The sequence below is a fragment of the Streptomyces sp. F63 genome (genome assembly GCF_018070345.1).
In the GTDB taxonomy this organism is placed as follows: Bacteria; Actinomycetota; Actinomycetes; order Streptomycetales; family Streptomycetaceae; genus Streptomyces.
The window spans coordinates 18,692-40,152 of the sequence record NZ_JAGPXX010000002.1 but is presented as its reverse complement, the minus strand read 5'-3'; the positions used below and the strand labels follow the sequence as shown (position 1 = coordinate 40,152).

The 21,461-nt window shown below is 73.4% G+C and carries 16 protein-coding genes; 14 read left to right on the top strand and 2 right to left on the bottom strand.

Annotated elements, in window-relative coordinates; genetic code table 11:
• Positions 1-69 precede the first annotated feature (69 nt).
• The 7 genes from KBZ10_RS02420 to galE all read left to right on the top strand — a co-directional run bounded on the left by KBZ10_RS02420 (position 70) and on the right by galE (position 11,198).
• Positions 70-1,995 (top strand): TIGR03960 family B12-binding radical SAM protein, encoded by a 1,926-nt coding sequence (locus KBZ10_RS02420; protein WP_210986059.1) that lies wholly within the window; start codon positions 70-72, stop codon positions 1,993-1,995.
• A gap of 221 nt (positions 1,996-2,216) precedes the next feature.
• Entirely contained in the window at positions 2,217-3,059 is an 843-nt protein-coding gene (locus tag KBZ10_RS02415) for a TIGR03936 family radical SAM-associated protein (protein WP_210986058.1), read from the top strand.
• Positions 3,060-3,276: 217 nt separating this feature from the next.
• Positions 3,277-7,320 carry an Rne/Rng family ribonuclease gene (locus KBZ10_RS02410; protein ID WP_247701711.1) on the top strand — a complete coding sequence of 1,348 codons (4,044 nt, stop codon included), beginning with the start codon at positions 3,277-3,279 and terminating at the stop codon, positions 7,318-7,320.
• 451 nt (positions 7,321-7,771) lie between these two features.
• Positions 7,772-8,092, top strand: coding sequence for a 50S ribosomal protein L21 (rplU, locus tag KBZ10_RS02405; protein WP_210985793.1), 321 nt, complete (start codon positions 7,772-7,774; stop codon positions 8,090-8,092).
• A gap of 14 nt (positions 8,093-8,106) precedes the next feature.
• Positions 8,107-8,364 carry a 50S ribosomal protein L27 gene (gene rpmA, locus KBZ10_RS02400; protein ID WP_019709074.1) on the top strand — a complete coding sequence of 86 codons (258 nt, stop codon included), beginning with the start codon at positions 8,107-8,109 and terminating at the stop codon, positions 8,362-8,364.
• Positions 8,365-8,592: 228 nt separating this feature from the next.
• The gene (gene obgE, locus KBZ10_RS02395; RefSeq protein WP_210985792.1) at positions 8,593-10,032 is read left to right on the top strand and encodes a GTPase ObgE; all 1,440 of its coding nucleotides are present in this window, start codon (positions 8,593-8,595) and stop codon (positions 10,030-10,032) included.
• A 185-nt stretch (positions 10,033-10,217) separates the two neighbouring features.
• Entirely contained in the window at positions 10,218-11,198 is a 981-nt protein-coding gene (gene galE / locus KBZ10_RS02390) for a UDP-glucose 4-epimerase GalE (protein ID WP_210985791.1), read from the top strand.
• A gap of 151 nt (positions 11,199-11,349) precedes the next feature.
• Here galE and KBZ10_RS02385 read toward each other — a convergent pair whose 3' ends face one another.
• A complete protein-coding gene (locus KBZ10_RS02385; protein WP_210985790.1) occupies positions 11,350-13,497 on the bottom strand; it encodes a hypothetical protein in 2,148 nt (715 codons plus the stop codon).
• Positions 13,498-13,930: 433 nt separating this feature from the next.
• Between KBZ10_RS02385 and proB the strand changes: the two genes are divergently transcribed.
• From proB to KBZ10_RS02360, 5 genes are all read left to right on the top strand, one after another.
• On the top strand, positions 13,931-15,088 hold the full coding sequence (proB, locus tag KBZ10_RS02380) for a glutamate 5-kinase (RefSeq protein ID WP_210985789.1): 1,158 nt from the start codon (positions 13,931-13,933) through the stop codon (positions 15,086-15,088).
• A gap of 315 nt (positions 15,089-15,403) precedes the next feature.
• Entirely contained in the window at positions 15,404-15,919 is a 516-nt protein-coding gene (locus KBZ10_RS02375; RefSeq protein ID WP_307847141.1) for a hypothetical protein, read from the top strand.
• Between the two features lie 177 nt (positions 15,920-16,096).
• Positions 16,097-17,419 carry a glutamate-5-semialdehyde dehydrogenase gene (locus tag KBZ10_RS02370; RefSeq protein WP_247701710.1) on the top strand — a complete coding sequence of 441 codons (1,323 nt, stop codon included), beginning with the start codon at positions 16,097-16,099 and terminating at the stop codon, positions 17,417-17,419.
• 91 nt (positions 17,420-17,510) lie between these two features.
• A complete protein-coding gene (locus KBZ10_RS02365) occupies positions 17,511-18,107 on the top strand; it encodes a hypothetical protein (protein WP_210985788.1) in 597 nt (198 codons plus the stop codon).
• A 95-nt stretch (positions 18,108-18,202) separates the two neighbouring features.
• On the top strand, positions 18,203-19,303 hold the full coding sequence (locus KBZ10_RS02360) for a hypothetical protein (protein ID WP_210985787.1): 1,101 nt from the start codon (positions 18,203-18,205) through the stop codon (positions 19,301-19,303).
• 20 nt (positions 19,304-19,323) lie between these two features.
• On the opposite strand, the gene KBZ10_RS02355 is transcribed toward KBZ10_RS02360, so the two are convergent.
• Positions 19,324-20,400, bottom strand: a complete 1,077-nt coding sequence (locus KBZ10_RS02355; RefSeq protein WP_210985786.1) for a M48 family metallopeptidase — start codon at positions 20,398-20,400, stop codon at positions 19,324-19,326.
• Positions 20,401-20,602: 202 nt separating this feature from the next.
• On the opposite strand from KBZ10_RS02355, the gene KBZ10_RS02350 reads away from it, so the two are divergent.
• Positions 20,603-20,767 (top strand): hypothetical protein, encoded by a 165-nt coding sequence (locus tag KBZ10_RS02350; RefSeq protein ID WP_210985785.1) that lies wholly within the window; start codon positions 20,603-20,605, stop codon positions 20,765-20,767.
• Between the two features lie 43 nt (positions 20,768-20,810).
• The gene (gene nadD / locus KBZ10_RS02345) at positions 20,811-21,434 is read left to right on the top strand and encodes a nicotinate-nucleotide adenylyltransferase (protein ID WP_210985784.1); all 624 of its coding nucleotides are present in this window, start codon (positions 20,811-20,813) and stop codon (positions 21,432-21,434) included.
• Positions 21,435-21,461 lie beyond the last annotated feature (27 nt).

The following is a 21,461-nucleotide window of genomic DNA, read 5'->3' as shown; positions in this document are numbered from 1 at the left end:
GCGTTCGTCCGGTGCGGGACGGGCGGTACGCTGGATGGTCCCCCTATCCGCTTCATGAGAGACACCGCGATGCCTGTCGAGTCGGTCTTCCCACGCCTGGAAGCGCTTCTCCCGCATGTTCAGAAGCCCATCCAGTACGTCGGCGGAGAACTCAACTCCACCGTCAAGGACTGGGACGCCTGTGACGTCCGCTGGGCGCTCATGTACCCGGACGCCTACGAGATCGGACTGCCCAACCAGGGCGTCATGATCCTCTACGAGGTGCTCAACGAGCGCGAGGGCGTCCTCGCCGAGCGCACCTACAGCGTCTGGCCCGACCTCGAGAAGCTGATGCGGGAGCACGGGGTACCGCAGTTCACCGTGGACGGGCACCGCCCGGTGAAGGCGTTCGACGTCTTCGGCCTGAGCTTCTCCACGGAGCTCGGCTACACCAACATGCTCGCCGCCCTCGACCTGGCCGGGATTCCGCTCTCGGCCGCCGAGCGGACGGAGGACGACCCGATCGTCCTGGCCGGCGGCCACGCCGCCTTCAACCCCGAGCCGATCGCGGAGTTCGTCGACTGCGCGGTCATCGGCGACGGAGAGCAGGCCGTGCTCACCATCACCGAGACCATCCGGGCGTGGAAGGCGGAGGGGCGGCCCGGCGGCCGCGAGGAGCTGCTGCTCCGGCTGGCGAAGACCGGCGGGGTGTACGTCCCCCGCTTCTACGACGTCGAGTACCTGCCGGACGGCCGGATCGCCCGCGTCGTGCCCAACACCTCCGGGGTGCCGTGGCGGGTGTCCAAGCACACCGTCATGGACCTCGACGAATGGCCGTACCCCAAGCAGCCGCTGGTCCCGCTCGCCGAGACCGTCCACGAGCGGATGTCCGTGGAGATCTTCCGCGGCTGCACCCGCGGCTGCCGCTTCTGCCAGGCCGGCATGATCACCCGCCCGGTGCGGGAGCGGAGCATCACCGGCATCGGCGAGATGGTGGACCAGGGCCTGAAGAACACCGGTTTCGAGGAGGTCGGCCTGCTCTCGCTCTCCTCGGCCGACCACAGTGAGATCGGCGACATCGCCAAGGGGCTCGCCGACCGCTACGAAGAGGACAAGATCGGCCTCTCGCTGCCCTCCACCCGGGTCGACGCCTTCAACATCGATCTGGCCAACGAGCTCACCCGCAACGGCCGCCGGTCCGGCCTCACCTTCGCCCCCGAGGGGGGCTCCGAGCGCATCCGCAAGGTCATCAACAAGATGGTCTCGGAGGAGGACCTGATCCGCACGGTCGCCACCGCCTACGGCAACGGCTGGCGGCAGGTGAAGCTGTACTTCATGTGCGGCCTGCCCACCGAGACCGATGAGGACGTCCTCCAGATCGGTGACATGGCGGTCAACGTCATCGCCAAGGGCCGCGAGGTCTCCGGCAGCAACGACATCCGCTGCACCGTCTCCATCGGCGGCTTCGTCCCCAAGCCGCACACCCCCTTCCAGTGGGCCCCGCAGCTCTCCGCGGAGGAGACCGACGCCCGGCTGGCCAAGCTCCGCGACAAGATCCGCGGCGACAAGAAGTACGGCCGCTCGATCGGCTTCCGCTACCACGACGGCAAGCCCGGCATCGTCGAGGGCCTGCTTTCCCGCGGCGACCGGCGGATCGGCGCCGTCATCCGCGCCGTCTACGAGGACGGCGGCCGCTTCGACGGCTGGCGGGAGTACTTCTCCTACGACCGCTGGATGGAGTGCGCCGCGAAGGTGCTTCCGCCGCAGGGTGTGGACGTCGACTGGTACACCACCCGTGAGCGGTCCTACGAGGAGGTCCTGCCCTGGGACCACCTGGACTCCGGCCTGGACAAGGACTGGCTCTGGGAGGACTGGCAGGACGCCCTCGACGAGACGGAGGTCGAGGACTGCCGCTGGACCCCGTGCTTCGATTGTGGGGTCTGCCCCCAGATGGACACGTCCATCCAGATCGGGCCGACCGGCAGGAAGCTGCTTCCGCTGACGGTCGTCAAGTAGCCGGACACGCCGGCCGGGGCCGGGCCCCGGGCCGTCCGTCCCCGAAGGGGCCGACGGTGCGCAAGGCCCTCCGGGCCCGGGAGGAACCGGGAACGGAGGGCCTTCGCGCTCCCGCGCTCCCGCGTGCGCTTCCGGCCGGGCGGCCCTGCGGGAACCTTCGGTGCCCGTCACACGTACCCTGGGAAGCAGGACGACCGTGACTCACGAAGGACTGAGCGACCCTGGGCAAGCGACAGCCCGAAGGCCCCCCGCCCGCACCGGTGGCGCAGCGCATCCGGCTGCGCTACACCAAGCGGGGCCGCCTCCGGTTCACCAGCCACCGCGACTTCCAGCGCGCTTTCGAACGAGCCCTGCGGCGTGCCGGGGTGCCGATGGCGTACTCGGCCGGCTTCACCCCGCACCCCAAGGTGTCCTACGCCAATGCCGCACCCACCGGCACGGGCAGTGAGGCCGAGTTCCTGGAGATCGCCCTCACCGAGCCCCGCGACCCGGGGAAGCTCGGGGCGCTGCTCGACGCTTCGCTGCCCGCCGGTCTGGATGTCGTCGACGCGGTCGAGGCCCGGACCTCCGGCCTGGCCGACCGGCTGCAGGCTTCCCTGTGGGAGCTGCGGCTTCCCGGGGTGAGTCCGGAGGAGGCCCGCGGGGCCGTCGCCGCTTTTCTCGCGGCGGAGTTGGTGGAGGTCGAGCGGCGGACGAAGAACGGGATCCGCACGTTCGACGCGCGCGCCGCCGTCGTACGGCTGGAGGCCGGGGAATCACCGGCCGATGGGCCGGGCGACACGGCCTGTGCGATACTGCGCCTGGTAGTACGGCATGCCACACCCGCCGTACGACCCGACGACGTCCTGTCCGGCCTCCGAGCTACGGCCGACCTGGCGCCGCCGGTCCCCGCAGCGGTGACCAGGCTGGCGCAGGGGCTGCTCGATGAGGAGTCCGGCACGGTGACCGACCCGCTCGTGCCCGACCGCGAGGCTGTCACGGCCGCCCCACCCACGGCCGCCGTACCGGCCGCCGCGACGGAGGCACCGCCGTTCGGCGGAGCAGCGCAGGTGGGCACCGCGTAAGGACGGTCGTCGAAGCGTCGCCGACGCACCAGGGAGCCACCCGGGTCCGGCGACGCGTTGACACAGAAGCTTTCGCCGGGCCGTCCCCACGGACCGGCGAGTGAGACGACAGCTCCCGTGCGGCGCCCAGGCCCCGGACCGCGGGACCGCGCACATCACGCGGCCCGCGACCGGACACCGGCCCGGCGCCCGGGAGCGTGACGGGAGAAACGCCCGCATGTCCCAGTCCATGGAGCCCCGTGAGGCGGCGCACGACAGCGCCGCCGGGGACACCCCCGAGAACAACAGCCCCAGCGACACCCTGCCCCCGCGGCGGCGGCGCCGGGCGGCCTCCCGCCCGGCGGGTCCGCCCGCCGCGCCGGACGCGGGAACACCGGAAGGGGAGCAGGCCGGGGCCACGACGGTGATCGCGGACTCCGCGCCCGCCGCACCGGCGGCCCTGACGGCGCTGTCGGCCCAGGAGACGGCCGCCGAGGCCGCTCCCGAGGCCGTGACACCCGAGGCCGTGACACCCGGCTCCGCCGAGGAGCCGGAGGAGGCCGGGACGGCCGAGGAGACCACCGCCGCTCAGGAGGAGGCCGCCGCCGAGGCGGTCGCCGTGGAGGAGGACGAGCTCTCCGGCGGCACTCCGGCGGCGGAGGCCGCCGAAGCCGCTCCCGCCGCCGAGGCGGAGGCCGCTCCCCGCGCCCGTACCCGCCGCCGTGCCGTCCGCAAGGCGACCGCCCCGGCCGGTGCACCCACCGTCACGGGTGACGGTGACCTGGCCGAGCCCACGGTCGTCGGGGACCAGACCCCGGCCGTGGCCCCGGCCGACGAGACCGCTTCCGCCCCGCCCGGGGAGGAGGCGCCGCGCCGTACCCGCCGCCGTGCCGTCCGCAAGGCCACGGCTCCGGCCGGTGCCCCGGCCGAGGTGGCCGCCGCCGCCGAGGGGAGCGAGGCCGTGCAGGGCGGCGCCCCCGAGGGGGAGGCCCCGCCGGAGAGCCCCGCGCAGCCGCTGACCGAGGGTGCCGTGACGGTCGCCGACGCCGTGGAGGCGCCGCGAGGACGCACCCGCCGCCGTTCCGCGCGCCGGAGCGAGACCGGTCTGGCCACTCCGGAGCTCGCTCCGGTGGCCGACGACGCCCCCGTGCCCGTCCGCGGGGAGACCGGGGAGGCCCCCGGGGAGGCGGAGCCGGTGGAGGGCTCCGCCGCCGAGGAGCAGCCGGCCCGTTCGCGCCGCCGGGCCGTGCGCCGGAAGTCCGTCACGGAGCCCGTCGCGGAGCCCGTCGCCGATGCCGGGACGGAGGAGGCGGGAGCCGGTGCCGCCGGGCGCGCCCCGTTCGCGGCGCCCGCCGAGGAGCCCGAGCCGGAGCCGTCCGGCCGCACCCGCCGCCGGGCCGTCCGGCCGCCGACGGCCGTGTTCCAGGCGCCGGTCTTCACCGAGCCCATGTTCCAGACGCCGGAGCGCGCCGCTGCGGCGGCCGCCGCCGAGGCCGCGGAAGAGGAGAGCGAGGCCGGGGAGGCCGCCGAGCGGCAGCCCGCCGCGGCGGCCGGCGGCACGCGCCGTCGCCGCCGTCGGGGTGGTGCCGCGGAGGACACCGGTCCCGAGGCCGGCGCCGTCGTCGAGCCCGCCGAGGAGGAGCAGGCGGCCGAGGAGGCGCAGGCCGGTGAGGAGGACGCCGGCGAGCGCCCGTCCCGCCGTCGCCGCCGGGGTGGCCGTCGCCGCCGCCGGGGTGAGGGCGAGGGGAACGGCGAGACCGGGGAGACCGGCGAGGAGGACACCGGGACCGAGGGCGAGGAGGCCGGGGAGGCCTCCGCCGACGGAGACCGCGAGGGTGCCGGTACCCGGGACCGGGACGAGCGCGAGGAGCGGGACGAGCAGGAGGACGGCGCCGGTGCGGGCGGCACCAGCAGCAGCCGTCGCCGCCGGCGCCGGCGCCGGCGCAGTGGCGAGGCCGGCGACCACCCGGTCGACGCCTCGCAGGACGACCCGGAGCGCACGGTCGTCAAGATCCGCGAGCCGCGCAAGAAGGAGGAGCCCGGCACGGGCTTCGACGAGGTGCAGTCCATCAAGGGTTCGACCCGGATGGAGGCGAAGAAGCAGCGCCGTCGCGAGGGCCGCGAGCAGGGCCGCCGCCGGGTGCCGATCATCACCGAGGCCGAGTTCCTGGCCCGGCGCGAAGCCGTCGAGCGGGTGATGGTCGTCCGCCAGAGCGGTGAGCGCACCCAGATCGGCGTGCTGGAGGACGGTGTCCTCGTCGAGCACTTCGTCAACAAGGAGCAGGCCACCAGCTACGTCGGCAACGTCTATCTGGGCAAGGTCCAGAACGTGCTGCCGTCGATGGAGGCCGCGTTCGTCGACATCGGCAAGGGCCGCAACGCCGTGCTGTACGCCGGCGAGGTCAACTTCGACGCGCTCGGCATGTCGGGCGGTCCCCGCCGGATCGAGACCGCGCTCAAGTCGGGCCAGTCGGTTCTGGTGCAGGTCACCAAGGACCCGATCGGTCACAAGGGCGCCCGGCTCACCAGCCAGGTGTCGCTGCCCGGCCGCTACCTGGTCTATGTGCCCGAGGGCTCGATGACCGGCATCAGCCGCAAGCTGCCGGACACCGAGCGGTCCCGGCTGAAGCAGATCCTGAAGAGGATCGTCCCGGAGGACGCGGGCGTCATCGTCCGCACCGCCGCCGAGGGCGCCTCCGAGGAGGAGCTGGCCCGGGACGTCGAGCGGCTGCAGCAGCAGTGGGCCGACATCCGGAAGAAGGCCAAGGGCGGCGGCGCCCCCACCCTCCTCTACGGCGAGCCGGACATGACCGTCCGCGTCGTCCGCGACATCTTCAACGAGGACTTCTCCAAGGTCATCGTCAGCGGTGACGGCGCCTGGGAGACCATCCGGGGCTATGTCTCGCACGTCGCCCCGGACCTCACCGACCGGCTGCAGAAGTGGACGTCGGACGTCGACGTCTTCGCCACGTACCGGATCGACGAGCAGCTGATGAAGGCGCTGGACCGCAAGGTCTGGCTGCCCAGCGGCGGTTCGCTGGTGATCGACCGGACCGAGGCGATGGTCGTCGTCGACGTCAACACCGGCAAGTTCACCGGTCAGGGCGGCAACCTGGAGGAGACGGTCACCAGGAACAACCTGGAGGCGGCCGAGGAGATCGTGCGCCAGCTGCGGCTGCGCGACCTGGGCGGCATCATCGTGATCGACTTCATCGACATGGTCCTGGAGTCCAACCGGGACCTGGTGCTGCGCCGGCTGCTGGAGTGCCTGGGCCGCGACCGGACGAAGCACCAGGTGGCCGAGGTCACCTCGCTGGGCCTGGTGCAGATGACCCGCAAGCGGGTCGGCCAGGGGCTGCTGGAGTCGTTCTCCGAGACCTGCGTCCACTGCAACGGGCGCGGTGTCATCGTGCACATGGAGCAGCCGTCGGCGCCCGGCGGCGGTGGCAAGCGGAAGAAGAAGGGCAAGGGCGGCGGGGCCGCGGCGGAGCCGCACATCCACGCCCCTGAGCCGTCGGACGTCGGAGCGGGGGGCGAGGCCGCGGTGGCCGCGGTGGCGTCCCCGGAGACCCCGGCCGAGGTGGCGGCGGAGGCCGCCGAACCGGTGGCGCTGCCGGAGCCCGCGTTCAGCCCGGACGAGGAGCTGTTCAGCAGCGCGGCCGAGGCGGAGGCCGCGGCTTCCCGGGTCGGCCGTGGCCGGCGCCGGGCGGTCCGCAAGGCGTCCGCCCCGGCGGGCCCCCCGAAGGCGGCCGCGGAGGAGGCGGTCGTGGTCGTCGCCCCGGCCGAGCCCGAGGCGCGGCCCGAAGCGGCGGCCGAGCCGACTGCGGAGCCGGCGGCCGAGCCCGCTCCGGCCGCCGAGGCGGCGCCTCCGGCGCGTACCCGCCGCCGGGCGGTCCGCAAGGCCTCGGCCCCCGCGGGTCCGCCGAAGGGCACCGAGGAGCCGGAGGAGACGGCCGTGGTGGTCGTCCCCGCCGGTGAGCCGGCCGCGGAGCCGTCGGCGCCGCCCGCGGCGGAGGACGTGGAGGCCGCTGAACCCGGCGAGGGCCGGGAGCCCGCGGCGGCCCCGGCGAAGAAGGCGGCGAAGCGCGCCGCGGCCAAGAAGGCGACGGCGAAGAAGGCGGCCGTCAAGAAGACGGCGGCCAAGAAGGAACCGGGCACGGCGAAGAAGGCGGCCGCCAAGAAGGCCACGGCGAAGAAGGCCGCCACCAGGAAGACGGCGAAGAAGACCGTGGCGGCGGAGCAGTCCTCCGCCCCGGTCGCGGCCTCGGCCGACGAGTCGTAGCCGCGGGCGGGCCCACGGGTCCGTGCGGGCGCCGGGCCGGTGTGCCTCCTCCTCCGGGGGGCGGAGCACCGGCCCGGCGCCGTGCCGGTCGCCGCCGGTGGCGGGAGGATCACGGGTGCCGCCGCCGGACCCCGGGAGTCGTACGGGGCGTTCCCCGGGACGGCTGCGGGACGGCCGCGGGACGGCCGGGGGGACGGGGCCGGGGGACGGCGGGGACCGCCCGGGCCGCAGGGCCCCCGGTGCCGGTGAGGGCCGGTTTGACCGGCGTGTCAAGGCCCCGTAATCTTGACTGTCGGCGTGTGTACGCCACCCCCTTGAGCACATCCCTCCCGGTCCGCCGGGGGAGGCCGCTCGTCCTTCCGGAAACCGCGGGTACGGATCCTTCGCGGATCCGGCTTCCGCGTGAGCGGCTGGCATCAGGGGTCCCGTTCGAGCAGAGAGTGAGATCCGCGTGTACGCCATCGTGCGCAGCGGTGGTCGCCAGCACAAGGTTGCTGTCGGCGACATCGTTGAGGTTGACAAGATTTCCACCGGCAAGGTCGGCGACACGGTCGAGCTCTCGACCCTGCTCGTGGTCGACGGCGACTCCGTCACCAGCGACCCGTGGGTCCTCGCGGGCATCAAGGTCCAGGGCGAGATCGTGGACCACCACAAGGGCGCCAAGATCGACATCCTGCGGTACAAGAACAAGACCGGTTACCGCCGGCGCCAGGGCCACCGCCAGCAGTACACGGCGCTGAAGATCACCGACATCCCCGCGGCTGCGAAGTAAGGGACTGAGAACACATGGCACACAAGAAGGGCGCATCGTCCACCCGGAACGGGCGCGACTCCAATGCCCAGCGGCTCGGCGTGAAGCGCTTCGGCGGTCAGGTCGTCAACGCCGGTGAGATCCTGGTCCGCCAGCGCGGCACCCACTTCCACCCGGGCAACGGCGTCGGCCGCGGCGGCGACGACACGCTGTTCGCCCTCGCCGCCGGTGCGGTGCAGTTCGGCACCAGCCGCGGCCGCAAGGTCGTGAACATCGTCCCGGTCGCCGAGTAATCAGCCCGGACGCGAAGACACAGCACCGAGGGCGGGCCGTCCTTCCCGCCGCGCAGCGCACGCTCGCGGCGGGAAGCCGGTCCGCCCTCGGTGCGTTGACCAGGCCGTACCCCCTCGGCCGTGCGGCAGGTCCCGCGCGGCGCGGGGTGCGGCAGCAGGACCCGCAGTACCGCAGGACAACCCCGTCACCAGGCCGGAAGGCCGGTACGCACAGCAGGAGGCACCCGTATGACCACCTTCGTGGACCGCGTCGAACTGCATGTCGCCGCGGGTAACGGAGGCCACGGCTGCGCCTCCGTCCACCGTGAGAAGTTCAAGCCGCTCGGGGGCCCCGACGGCGGCAACGGCGGCCGGGGCGGCGATGTGACGCTGGTCGTCGACCAGTCCGTCACCACGCTCCTCGACTACCACCACAGCCCGCACCGCAGGGCCGGCAACGGCAAGCCGGGGGAGGGCGGCAACCGTTCCGGCAAGGACGGCCAGGACCTGGTGCTGCCGGTCCCGGACGGCACCGTCGTCCTCGACCGGCAGGGCCGGGTGCTCGCCGACCTCGTCGGCCAGGGCACCTCCTACGTGGCCGCGCAGGGGGGCCGCGGCGGTCTCGGCAACGCCGCGCTGGCCTCGGCCCGCCGCAAGGCGCCCGGCTTCGCGCTGCTCGGCGAGCCCGGGCAGAGCGGGGACATCGTCCTGGAGCTCAAGACCGTCGCCGATGTGGCGCTGGTCGGCTATCCGAGCGCCGGCAAGTCCTCGCTGATCTCGGTGCTCTCCGCCGCCAAACCGAAGATCGCCGACTACCCGTTCACGACCCTGGTGCCCAACCTCGGAGTGGTGACGGCCGGTTCGACCGTCTACACCGTCGCGGACGTCCCGGGGCTGATCCCGGGCGCCAGCCGGGGCAGAGGTCTGGGCCTGGAGTTCCTGCGCCATGTCGAGCGCTGCTCGGTGCTGGTGCACGTCCTGGACACCGCCACCCTGGAGTCCGACCGCGACCCGCTCTCCGACCTCGACACCATCGAGGAGGAACTGCGGAGCTACGGCGGCCTGGGCGACCGGCCGCGGATCGCCGTCCTCAACAAGATCGACGTGCCGGACGGCAAGGACCTCGCCGACATGGTCCGCCCCGATCTGGAGGCCCGCGGTTACCGGGTCTTCGAGGTGTCGGCCGTCGCCCACACCGGGCTGAAGGAGCTCTCCTTCGCGCTGGCCGAGATCGTGGCGAGGGCGCGCGCCGCCAAGCCGAAGCAGGAGGCGACCCGGATCGTCATCCGCCCGAAGGCGGTGGACGACGCGGGCTTCACCGTCACCCGGGAGGAGGAGGCCCTGTTCCGCGTGCGGGGCGAGAAGCCGGAACGCTGGGTGCGGCAGACGGACTTCAGCAACGACGAGGCCGTCGGCTACCTCGCGGACCGGCTCAACCGCCTCGGCGTGGAGGACGCGCTGGTCAAGGCAGGTGCCCGGGCGGGCGACGGTGTGGCGATCGGCCCCGAGGACGATGCGGTGGTCTTCGACTGGGAGCCGAGCATGGCCGCGGGCGCCGAGATGCTCGGCCGCCGCGGCGAGGACCATCGCCTGGAGGCGCCGCGCCCGGCCGCGGTCCGCCGTCGCGACCGGGATGCGGAGCGGGACGAGGCCGAGGCGGAGTACCGGGGCTTCGACCCGTTCTCCTGACCGGCCGGGCGCCGCGCCCCCGGGACGGCCGACGACCCGCACGGAGGGACCACGGACGCCGGACGCCGGACGCGCCCCTGACCCTCGGGGCTCCTGACCCTCGGGGCTCCTGACCTCGGGGCCCCGGACCGCGGGCCCCCCGGAGAGCCGTCCTGCCGTCGCTCCGCACGGCGTAGGGTGGCGCCATGACGTGGTTGATCACAGGTGGTGCCGGATACATCGGCTCCCATGTAGTGAAGGCACTGACCGGCAGCGGCGAACGCGCCGTGGTGCTCGACGATCTGAGCACCGGAGAGGCGGGACGGCTGCCCTCCGCGGTCCCGCTGGAGCGGGGTTCCGTGCTCGACCGCGAGCTGCTGGACCGCGTCCTGCGCGAGCACGGCGTGACGGGTGTCGTGCACATCGCTGCCAAGAAGCAGGTCGGCGAGTCGGTGGAGAAGCCGCTGCTCTACTACCGGGAGAACGTCGACGGGCTGCGGACCGTCCTCGAAGCGGCGGCCGACGCCGGCGTCAGCCGTTTCCTCTTCTCCTCCTCGGCTGCCGTCTACGGCATGCCGGAGACCGATCTCGTCACCGAGTCCACTCCGTGCGCGCCGATGAGCCCGTACGGCGAGACCAAGCTGGCGGGTGAGTGGCTGGTGGCCGCGGCCGGGCGGGCGCACGGCATGGCGACGGTCTCCCTGCGCTACTTCAACGTGGCCGGTGCCGCCGCTCCCGAGCTGAGCGACGCGGGCGTCTTCAACCTCGTCCCCATGGTCTTCGAGCGGCTGTCCGAGAAGCGGGCGCCGCTGGTCTTCGGTGACGATTACCCCACGCCCGACGGCACCTGCGTCCGGGACTACATCCATGTCGAGGACGTGGCCGACGCGCATGTGGCGGCGGTCCGGCGGCTGACCGCCGATCCGAAGACCGCCCTGGTGCTCAACATCGGGCGGGGTGAAGGGGTTTCGGTGACCGAGATGATCGGGATCATCGGTGCGGTCACCGGCCTGGACGCGCGGCCCGAGGTGCGGGAGCGGCGCCCCGGTGACCCGGCGCGGGTGGTCGCCTCGGCGGAACTGATCGGCCGGGAGCTCGGCTGGTCGGCCCGGTACGGAGTGCGGGAGATGGTGGAGTCGGCCTGGGCCGGCTGGCGCGCCCGCCACCCGGAGACCGGCACGGGCTGAGCCCGGACGGTGCGGGTCCGCGGCGCCGGGCGGTGCGCGGGCGGGAGCGCGGCGGCAGCGGGAACGGACAGGGGCGGGGCCCGGAGACGGCCTCCGGGCCCCGCCCCTGGTACCGCCGGCCCGGCGCGCGGGTACTGGGCCGGGCCGGCGGTCAGACGTTGACCGAGTCGCTGCTCTCCGGAGCGTCGGCCGGGTCCGCGGTGCCGGCCGGCTCCCGGGTCCCGGTCGGCTCCAGCTCGATCTCCTCGGACGCCAGCTCGGCCGCCGTCTCCTCCGCGCCCTCGCGCTGCGTGGGCACATCGGAGGCCGCCCGGGCCGCCATTCGGGCGCGCCGCTCGTCGGCCTTCGCGCACAAGGTGGCCGCGGCCTCGTTGAAACGGACCAGGGACGGCGGGTCGGCGGGGCCGAGCAGATGGGTCTTGAGCTCCGCGCGGGCCGCCGCGAGGGTGTCCTTCTCCGGGTTGCGCACGGCCTCCAGCAGCTCCGGAAGGCCGTCGGCGTCCGGGGTGAGGATGGCCGCCGCCCGTACGGTCGGGAAGCCGGCCCGGAACTCCTTCTCGCTCAGCCCGCTGGTGTTGGCCACGGCGTAGGGCTTCTCGCTGGTCAGATAGTCCGAGACGACGCTGGACACATCGCTGATCAGCAGATCGGCCTGGTTGAAGCAGGTGTAGATGGCGGGCCGGGGGCCGGTGATGATCTGGTGCTCCCACTCCGGGAAGGACGCCCAGTACGCGCGTTCCCAGGCGGCCGTCGCCGCCACCACGGCAGCGGCGCGGTCGGTGTCGGGCGTCGACTGGATCATCATCCGCTCGGCCTCGTCGGCGTCGGGGCGGAAGTGCGTACTGGTCAGCCGGTCCAGTTCGACGGTGCGGCGGCGCAGTTCGGCGGCGGCCTCCGGGCCGGGCCGGGGACCGCCGCGGCGGGCGTTGGCCTCGGTGATCATGGACTGGATGCGCTCGTTGGCACGGGCGGCGCGCGGGTCGACGGAGCCGGTCATGGGGTGGGGCTTGTAGAGCAGCCGCACGCCCGGGTCGGCGAGCAGCCGGCGGACGATGTTCTCCCCGGCGAGGATCACCGAGGTGTTTCCCGGGTCGTTGGTCCAGCCCTCCCAGGTGGGGGCGTAGAGCACGGTGGTGAGACCGTCGTCGGCCGGCGGGCCGGCGTACGGGCGGATCGGCGACAGCTGCGGGCGGCCGACCTCCACCACGTCCCGGTCGTCGACGCCGATATCGGCGAGCTGGTAGCGCTCGCGCGCGGCCGGACCGGCCACCCAGATCTCGTCGTAGGCCTTGGCGTAGGGGTTGCAGCTGGAGAGCTTGTCGCTCTCGCCGTGGTTGATGAACGCGTGCTTGATCGAGGGGATGCGCAGAACCTGCGAGGTCTTACCCGAGTTGGCCGGGTGCAGCATCATCTTGAGCGTCGAGTGCTCCAGATGCATGAGATGCGCGACCTTCGGGATGCAGACGATCGGCACGTCCGTGGCATCGATCTTCTGCACCATGAAGCGCTCGCGGAGCACGATGACCGGCTTCCCGTCGAGCTGCGGCAGTGTGGAGAGCCACATATTGGCCTGGTACGCCGAGGTGGTGCCGCCGGAGAAGTACATGCCGATCGTGGGCCGGTACTCAGCCAGCCAGGCGTCCAGCCACTTCAGGACCCGCGCCTCCGTCGCCGAGCGCTTGGCCGGCAGCAGCCAGCCCGCGAGGTACAGGGTGCCGGTGATGGAGACGGCCAGCGCGAGGGCCAGCCCGAGGCCGCCCCACAGGGCGTCCCGGGTGACCACGGTGGCCAGCAGACCGGCGGTGACGGGCATGGAGAAGGTCAGCAGCCGGTGGCCCGGACGGCGGGACAGGATGCGCGGCGGCGCCGGTGAGAGCCGCAGGGCCGAGGTGTCGATGTTCCGGGTGACGATCGGCAGGGTCCGGCTGCGGCGCACCAGCACCGCGGTGGCCTGGCACGCGAAGTGCGTCATGTAGAAGGCCAGCAGCCCGATGGTCAGCGGTGAGTGCTCCGCGATCGGGTTGATGCCCTCCATCCGGAGAAGTCCCAGCACGATCAGCATGTCGCGCAGCAGTTGCCGGACGGTGACGTCGAAGCGGACCTTGCTCAGCAGCGACAGCAGGCCCGGCTGCTTCAGCTGCAGATACAGATCGAGAGCCAGCCCCCCTGCCGAGGCGGCGACGAAGACCGGCACATGGGGCAGCAGAGCGCCCACGAGCTGGCCCGTGTAGGCAGCGAACATCGCGAAGAGTGCTGTGAGCTGCACAACACGGCGGGTGGCTGGTCCGGCGGAGGGCACGAGCTGGGCTCCTGGCGGGGAGGAGTGGACGGGGGGCGACCACGTGGGTCCGGTGCGCGCGCCGCGGACTGAACGCGGGCTGCCGCGGAGAACAACCACTGACCGTATGACGTGCGCCGCCGCTAAGACAATTTCACGTGACGGGTGTCACCGGGGTGACCGGCGACCTGATCCGTCATGACCGTTTCATAACGTTCTGGGGGGAGGTCCGAGAGCCGCGAGGGGGGAACGGCAGCGGGGCCGTCTTCCCGTGGCCGGGCGGACGGGCGTCGGGGTGCACGGGTGGTTCTCCGCCGTCCGGGCGGCTCGTCCCGCGAGGCGGACGGCCGGGCGGGCCGTCGGCGACCTGGCGTAGATTCTCCGGGACAGCGGTTCGATCACCCGGCCGGCCGGTCCGGCCTCGTCGGCCGGCGAGAGAGAAGGAAGCAGCGCGGTGTCAGGGGCAGCGGGATCGACAGCGGACCGGGACGACGTCACCTCGGCCCGGAGGATCGTGGTGAAGGTCGGCTCCTCCTCCCTGACGACCTCGGCGGGCGGGCTCGACGCCGACCGCGTGGACGCCCTCGTCGACACCCTGGTCACCGCACGCGGCAACGACGCGCGGGAAACCGCCACGAAGGAGATCGTGCTCGTCTCGTCCGGGGCCATCGCAGCCGGTCTCGCCCCGCTCGGCCTCCGCCGCCGCCCCCGCGACCTGGCCCGTCAGCAAGCCGCCGCGAGCGTCGGCCAGGGCCTGCTGGTGGCCCGGTACACCGCCTCCTTCGCCCGCTACGGCATCCGGGTCGGCCAGGTCCTGCTCACCTCCGACGACACCAGCCGCCGGGCCCACTACCGCAACGCCTACCGCACCCTCGACCAGCTGCTGGCCATGGGCGCCCTCCCCGTCGTCAACGAGAACGACACGGTGGCCACGGACGAGATCCGCTTCGGGGACAACGACCGGCTCGCCGCCCTCGTCGCCCATCTCGTCCGCGCCGATCTGCTGCTGCTGCTCTCGGACGTCGAGGCCCTCTACGACGGCGACCCCAGCACCCCGGGCACCAGCCGCATCCCCGAGGTCCGGGGAATGAAGGACCTGGACGGGGTCTCCATCGGCAGCGCCGGCCGGGCCGGGGTCGGCACCGGCGGCATGGTCACCAAGGTCGAGGCCGCCCGGATCGCCGCCGCCGCGGGCATTCCGGTGGTGCTCACCTCCGCCAGCCGGGCGGCCGACGCGCTCGCTGGCCGCCCCATCGGCACCTACTTCCACCGCACGGGCCGGCGCTCCGCCGGACGGCTGCTGTGGCTCGCCCACGCCTCGACCCCGCTCGGCGCACTGACCCTGGACGACGGTGCCGTACGGGCCGTGGTCGAACGGCACAGCTCCCTGCTGCCGGCCGGTATCGCCGCCGTGGAGGGCGACTTCAGCGCGGGGGACCCGGTCGAGCTCCGCGACACCGCCGGCATCCCGGTCGCCCGCGGGCTGGTCAGCTTCGACGCCAAGGAGATCCCCCGGCTCATCGGCCGCTCCACCCGCGACCTCGCGCGCGAGCTCGGGCCCGCCTACGAGCGGGAGGTCGTCCACCGCGACGACCTCGTGGTGCTCCGCTGAGTAGCGGGCCGGTGCCCCGCGGCGCACCGCACCGCACCGGGCCGCGCGGGCTGCCCGGCGTCCTTCCCCGTCGCAGCACCGGCTGACGCGCCACTCCTCCGTTGCGGACTCCGCCGCGGACGGCCGCGCTCCGCCCCTTTTCACCGGCGGCCATTTTCCGAAAACCCCGCACGGCCGCCCGCGGACTGGTCAACTCTTGGTACGGACGCCGGGACGGCGGCCGGGGCCGCGCTCCGCGGAGGGGAGACGGCCCGTCAGCAGCACACGGCGCCTCCGCGGGAGCGCGGAGCGCCGCATCGGAACAGGAGACCGCCGGTGAGACGAGGGCGCCTGGAGACGCTGCGCCGGGCAGCGGCGGAGCGAAGGGCTCCGGCCGGCACGGGCGGAGCCCGCGACCGCACCGCCCGCCCGCCCGTCTCCGCCGTCCCGGCCGCGCCCGCCGCCGGAACGGGGCCGTGGACGGGCGGCCCGGGAGAGGGGCGGCGCGAGCCGTCCCGGCTGTGGCACATCACCCTGAGCGTCTCCGGCGCGCGGACGCCGCCGGCGGAGGTCCGCAGGGGGCTGGAGCAGCTCGCCCACGACCATCCCTTCCTGCTGACCGGCCGCTACGCGGCCGACCACGCCGAGATCCGGTACTGGGAGGAGGCCCGGGACCTGCACGACGCGGCGGCCGTCGCCCTGCGGCTCTGGGGCGAGCACCGCGCGACGGCGGGGCTGCCGCCCTGGGAGATCGTCGGACTGGAGGTCGTGGACCGGGAGACGTACCACCAGCGCGTCACCGAGGGCTACGGTCCGCCGCCCGTCTCACCGGTCGGCGTCCATCCGTTCTGAGGCGGCCCGGCACTGCCCGGCCCGGGCCGTCACCGGCGGTGGGCGGCGCCGCCGCCCGGAGACGGACCGGCCCCGCCCACCGCCCAGGTGTACGGACGGTCCCCGGACCGGGCGGCCGGCCGTCTCGCGCTGCGGAACACGCGGGGATACGCGCCCGCGGCTCAGTACCCTGGGCTCATGAGCGTCTTCCCTTCGCCCCTCGCCGATCCCATGCCGCAGTCCCCGGTCATCCGGGCCGCCTACCGCGCCCGTGCCGCGGCCAACGAGATCGCCCCGCTGCCGCGATCGGCCAAGGACGACGTACTGCGCGCGATCGCCGACGCCCTGGAAGTGCGCATCAAGGAGATCGTCGAGGCCAACGCGGAGGACGTGGAGCGGGCGCGGGCCGCCGGCACCAGCGAGGCGATCATCGACCGCCTCACGCTGACCCCCGAGCGGATCCGGGCGATCGCCTCCGACGTCCGGGCCATGATGGCTCTGCCCGACCCGGTCGGCGAGGTCGTCCGCGGCTCGACGCTTCCCAACGGCCTCGACCTGCGCCAGGTGCGGGTCCCCCTCGGCGTCATCGGGATCATCTACGAGGCGCGGCCGAACGTCACCGTGGACGCCGCCGCGCTCTGCCTCAAGTCGGGCAACGCGGTGCTGCTCCGCGGCTCCTCCTCCGCCTCCTCCTCGAACCACGCCCTGGTCACCGTACTGCGGGACGCGGTGGGCGGCGCCGGTCTGCCCGCGGACGCCGTCCAGCTCGTCCCCGGCGACAGCCGCGAGTCGGTACGGGAGCTGATGCGCGCCCGGGGCATGGTCGACGTGCTGATCCCGCGCGGCGGTGCCTCGCTGATCCAGACGGTCGTCGAGGAGTCCACCGTGCCCGTCATCGAGACCGGCACCGGCAACTGCCACGTCTACATCGATGCCGAGACCGATCTCGACATGGCCGTGGAGATCCTGGTCAACTCCAAGGCACAGCGGCCCAGCGTCTGCAACGCCGCCGAGACCGTCCTCGTCCACCAGGACGTCGCCGAGGCGTTCCTGCCGCGGGCGCTGAAGGCGCTGGCCGAGGCCGGGGTGACCGTGCACGCCGACGAGCGGGTGCGGGAGATCGCCGGGCGCTCGGAGACCGGGGCGACCGTGGTCGAGGCCACCACCGAGGACTGGGAGACCGAGTACCTCTCCTACGACATCGCCGCCGGGGTCGTGGACTCGCTGGACGCGGCCGTGGCCCACATCCGGCTCTGGTCCTCCGGCCACACCGAGGCGATCGTCACCACGTCGCAGGCCGCCGCCCGCCGGTTCACCCAGCTGGTGGACTCCACCACGGTCGCCGTGAACGCCTCCACCCGCTTCACCGACGGCGGCCAGTTCGGCTTCGGCGCGGAGATCGGCATCTCCACCCAGAAGCTGCACGCCCGCGGCCCGATGGGCCTGCCGGAGCTGACCTCCACCAAGTACATCGTCACCGGTGACGGCCATGTCCGCGGCGGCGGCCGCCCGGCCTGCTGACCGGTCCACCGGCCCGGCGCGCCACCGGTGCGCCGGGCCGATTTTCAGCTCTCCCTGCCCAAATCCACCGGCCCGGGGCTAACCTGGACGGGTGCCGGACGATGTGGGGGGCAGGCCGTTCCCGGACGGTGACGAGCCCGACAGCCACCACCACGGGGCCGCGGACGAGGAGTTCGCGACCGTGGCGTTCGACGAGGACTTCATCCGGGCGGCACCGGTCCACGAACCCACCGCCGTCGAGCGGATGCTGGCCGCCGCTCAGGCGCGGGCGGAGGCCGAGGCGGCCCGCCGCCCCCGGCCCGGCGTTCCCACGACCGACGACGAATTGCACGAGCTCTACGGTGTCGGCCGCGCGGAGCGCGAGACCGGGGAGTCCTGGTACGAGGCCGCCGGCGCGGAGCACGATCCACACGACCCGTACGGACCCTACGGCGGCAGTCTGCGCCCCTACCGCGGCCGGGTCCGCTGGCACCGGCCGGTGGCCTGGGTCCTCGCCGTGGTGATGGGCGTGGGCATGGTGGCGCTCGCCTTCGCGGCGGTCTACCGCGGCGAGTCCGGCACCCGGCAGGACCCCGCGCCGCCGCCCGCGACCACGGGGGTGGACGGCGACCGGATCGGCGGACTCGGCGGACCGCCGCCCGCCACCGCGGAGGCTCCCCGGCCCACCGCCTCGGCTGCCGGGCGCTGAGGGCCGGCGGTCACCCGTGCGGCCCAGCCCGGCCGCCTGGGAATTTGCCCGGATCCCCGCGTTTACCAGGTGCCCTTCCGACCTACTCTGTTGGTATGGCCGGTCCTGGAGACCCACCTGAGGGGACACCCGAGGGCGTCCCGGGCGGTGGTGACGACGATTACCGATCCGTCGTTTTCGACGAATCGTTCGTCCGTGCTGCCCGGCTTCAGGAGTTCTCCGCCCGGGAACGGCTCACGGACCGCGCCCCCGCGGTCCGCGACCGCTCCCCCTGGGACCGCGGCCGGGGGCACCGGCAGGTGCTCATGCTGGTCGTTCTGATCACCCTGGCCTTCGGCACGGCCGTCTACCTCGGTGTGCGCAGCCCCTACCAGGCGGCCGCGGAGCACGATCCCGGCCCCCTGCGCAGCGCGGTCCTTCCGCTGGCGCCGCGCGGCAGCGTGCCGGGGGCGGCCCCGGGTGCGCTCTTCGAGCACAGCCCGGCGGCAGATTTCCGGGTGGGCGCCGACGGGGTCTCGCTGCCGGCGGCCCGGCGCACCGGGAATTTCTCCGACAGCCAGGTGCTCGCCGCGCTCGACGCCGCGAAGGAGTACATCGTCCGGTCCTCCCTCGACCCGGACGTGCTCACCGGCGGTACGGTGCGCCCGGTACGGGTGCTGGTGGATCCGGCACAGCAGGAGCAGTTCGACCGCAGTATGGAGGACCCGGCCGGCGACGGACGGCATGCCGCCCCCGGGTGGCTGGTCCGCTTCGATCCCGGGGAGGTGGCGCTGGCCGATCCGGGGATACGCGTGCGGGGCAGCCTCGCCGTCACCGAGGCGGGCCCGGACCAGCTGGAGGTCACCGGCGACCACGTCTTCGTCTACGCGCTCCGCGCGGCGGACGCCGAGCGGGCGGGGGACGGGGAGGGCGGGGAGGCTTCCCTCTTCACCGTGCGGCGCGAGACCCGGTTCCGCTTCGACCGCGGTGACCTGCGGGACCACCGGGTCGAAGTGGTGCAGAGCCAGGTGCACGCCGGACCGATGAGCTGCGCCGCGGACACGGCCCGGTATCTGAGGCCGCTGCTCGCCGGGGAGCGCCCGGACCGGAGCGGCCCGGCAGGAACCGACCCGTTCGCCCCGGGTCGCGCCACCCCCGCGCTCTGCGGGGAGCTCGCGGACGCGGCCCAGCCGGACCTGCCCCGCGGCTCGCGCTGAGCGCCCTCCCGGTCACAGCACTAGCTGCTCCGGGGCGGCTCGGAACCGCCACCGCCGCCGTTGCCGTTGCCGCCGGCAGCGCCGGTGAACCTGTCCCGCAGCTTGCCGCCCAGGTCGCCCGCACCCCCGGCGATGTCCCGCACCAGGCCCATGAGGGGGTCCTTGCTGGTGCGCACCGTGTCGGCGTAGTGGCTCGCGGACTCCTTGATGGAGTCGGTCACCGAGGTGTCCCCGTCCTCCTCCCGGCGCGGGTAGTGGCCGTCCATGAGCCGCTGGTAGTCGCGGCTCCGCGCCCACTTCTTCAGCTCGGCGGCGCGGACCGTGGTGAACGGGTGGCTGCGCGGCAGCACGTTCAGGATCTTCAGCACGGAGTCCCGCAGGTCACCGCCGGCCTCGTACTCCTCGGCCTGGGCCAGGAAGGCGTCCACGTTCATCTCGTGCAGATGGTTGCCGCCGGCTATCTTCATCAGGCCGCGCATGGACGCCTCAAGGTCCTGCCCGACGAGCAGTCCGGCCCGGTCCGCGGACAGTTCCGACTTGCGGAACCACTCGCGCAGTGCCGTCACGATCGCCATGATCGCCACGTTGCCCAGCGGGATCCAGGCGACCTTGAGGGCGAGCCCGGTAAGGAAGAGCAGAATGGTCCGGTAGACGGAGTGCCCGGACAGCGCGTGGCCCACCTCGTGGCCCACGACGGCCCGCATCTCCTCCTCGTCGAGCAGTTCGACCAGACCCGTGCTCACCACGATGATCGGCTCGTCGAGGCCGATGCACATGGCGTTGGGCTGCGGGTTCTGCTGCACGTACATTGCCGGGACCTTCTTCAGGTCCAGGATGTCGCAGGCGTCCAGCAGCATGGTGTGCAGATGCGCGAACTGCTGGTCGCTCACCCGCACCGAATCGGAGAGGAAGAGCAGGCGCAGCGACCGCTCCGGCAGCAGGCCGCTGAGCGCCTTGAAGACGGTGTCGAAGCCGCTCAGCTTGCGCAGCGCGACCAGCGCGGACCGGTCGGCGGGATGCTCGTAGGCACGCGAGGAGATCCCCGGGAACCGCCTGCGGTTGCGGTCCGGCACACGCTCATGGCTTGCTTCGGTCATCGTGACCCCCATTGTCGGCCCGGATGTGTGGCCCCATCCCCCGTGCGGTCCCCACCCTAGTTCGGGGCGGTGACAGCGGGGTGACGCCGGTCGGACTCCGTAGGACGCCAGGAGTCGGCGTGAGGTTGCGCCGGGGCCCCGCTTACGATGAGGGCGCTACCCAAGCGTCCCTGCCCGACGAACACCTGGATAGGTCTGCGAGATGAGTCTTCCCAGCTCCGCCCACGCCCTGATCACGCTCGCCGCCGAGGGCGGTGAGCACGGCGGGAACCACGAGAGCCTCAACCCGTATCTGACCGGTGGGGGCGCGCTGTTCGCGCTGCTCCTGCTGCTCTGGATCACCACACGGCTCAACCGCGACCGCTGAGGGCCGGGACGCTGCCCCGGACCGGGAAGTAGGCTCTGCACGCATGGGAGAGCAGGACATGCCTGTGACCGGTCCGGCGAAGCGCCGGCTGGGAGTGATGGGCGGGACGTTCGATCCGGTTCACCACGGCCACCTGGTGGCGGCCAGCGAGGTCGCCGCCAAGTACCACTTGGACGAGGTGGTGTTCGTGCCCACCGGACAGCCGTGGCAGAAGAGCCACCAGAACGTCTCCCCGGCCGAGGACCGCTATCTGATGACGGTCATCGCCACGGCGTCCAACCCGCAGTTCTCGGTCAGCCGGATCGACATCGACCGCGGCGGCAAGACCTACACCATCGACACCCTGCGGGACCTGCGCGAGCGGAACCCCGACGCGGACCTGTTCTTCATCACCGGAGCGGACGCCCTCTCGCAGATCCTCGGCTGGCGCGACGCCCCCGAACTGTTCTCCCTGGCGCACTTCATCGGTGTCACCCGGCCGGGACACCTGCTCTCCGACCCCGGTCTGCCCGACGGAGGTGTCTCGCTGATCGAGGTCCCGGCGCTCGCCATCTCGTCGACGGACTGCCGGGCGAGGGTGGCGGCGGGCGCACCCGTCTGGTATCTGGTGCCGGACGGGGTGGTGCGCTACATCGACAAGCGCGGGCTGTACCGGGACGCCGGTTGAGCGATCCGGTCCGGCAAGGGAAGGGGC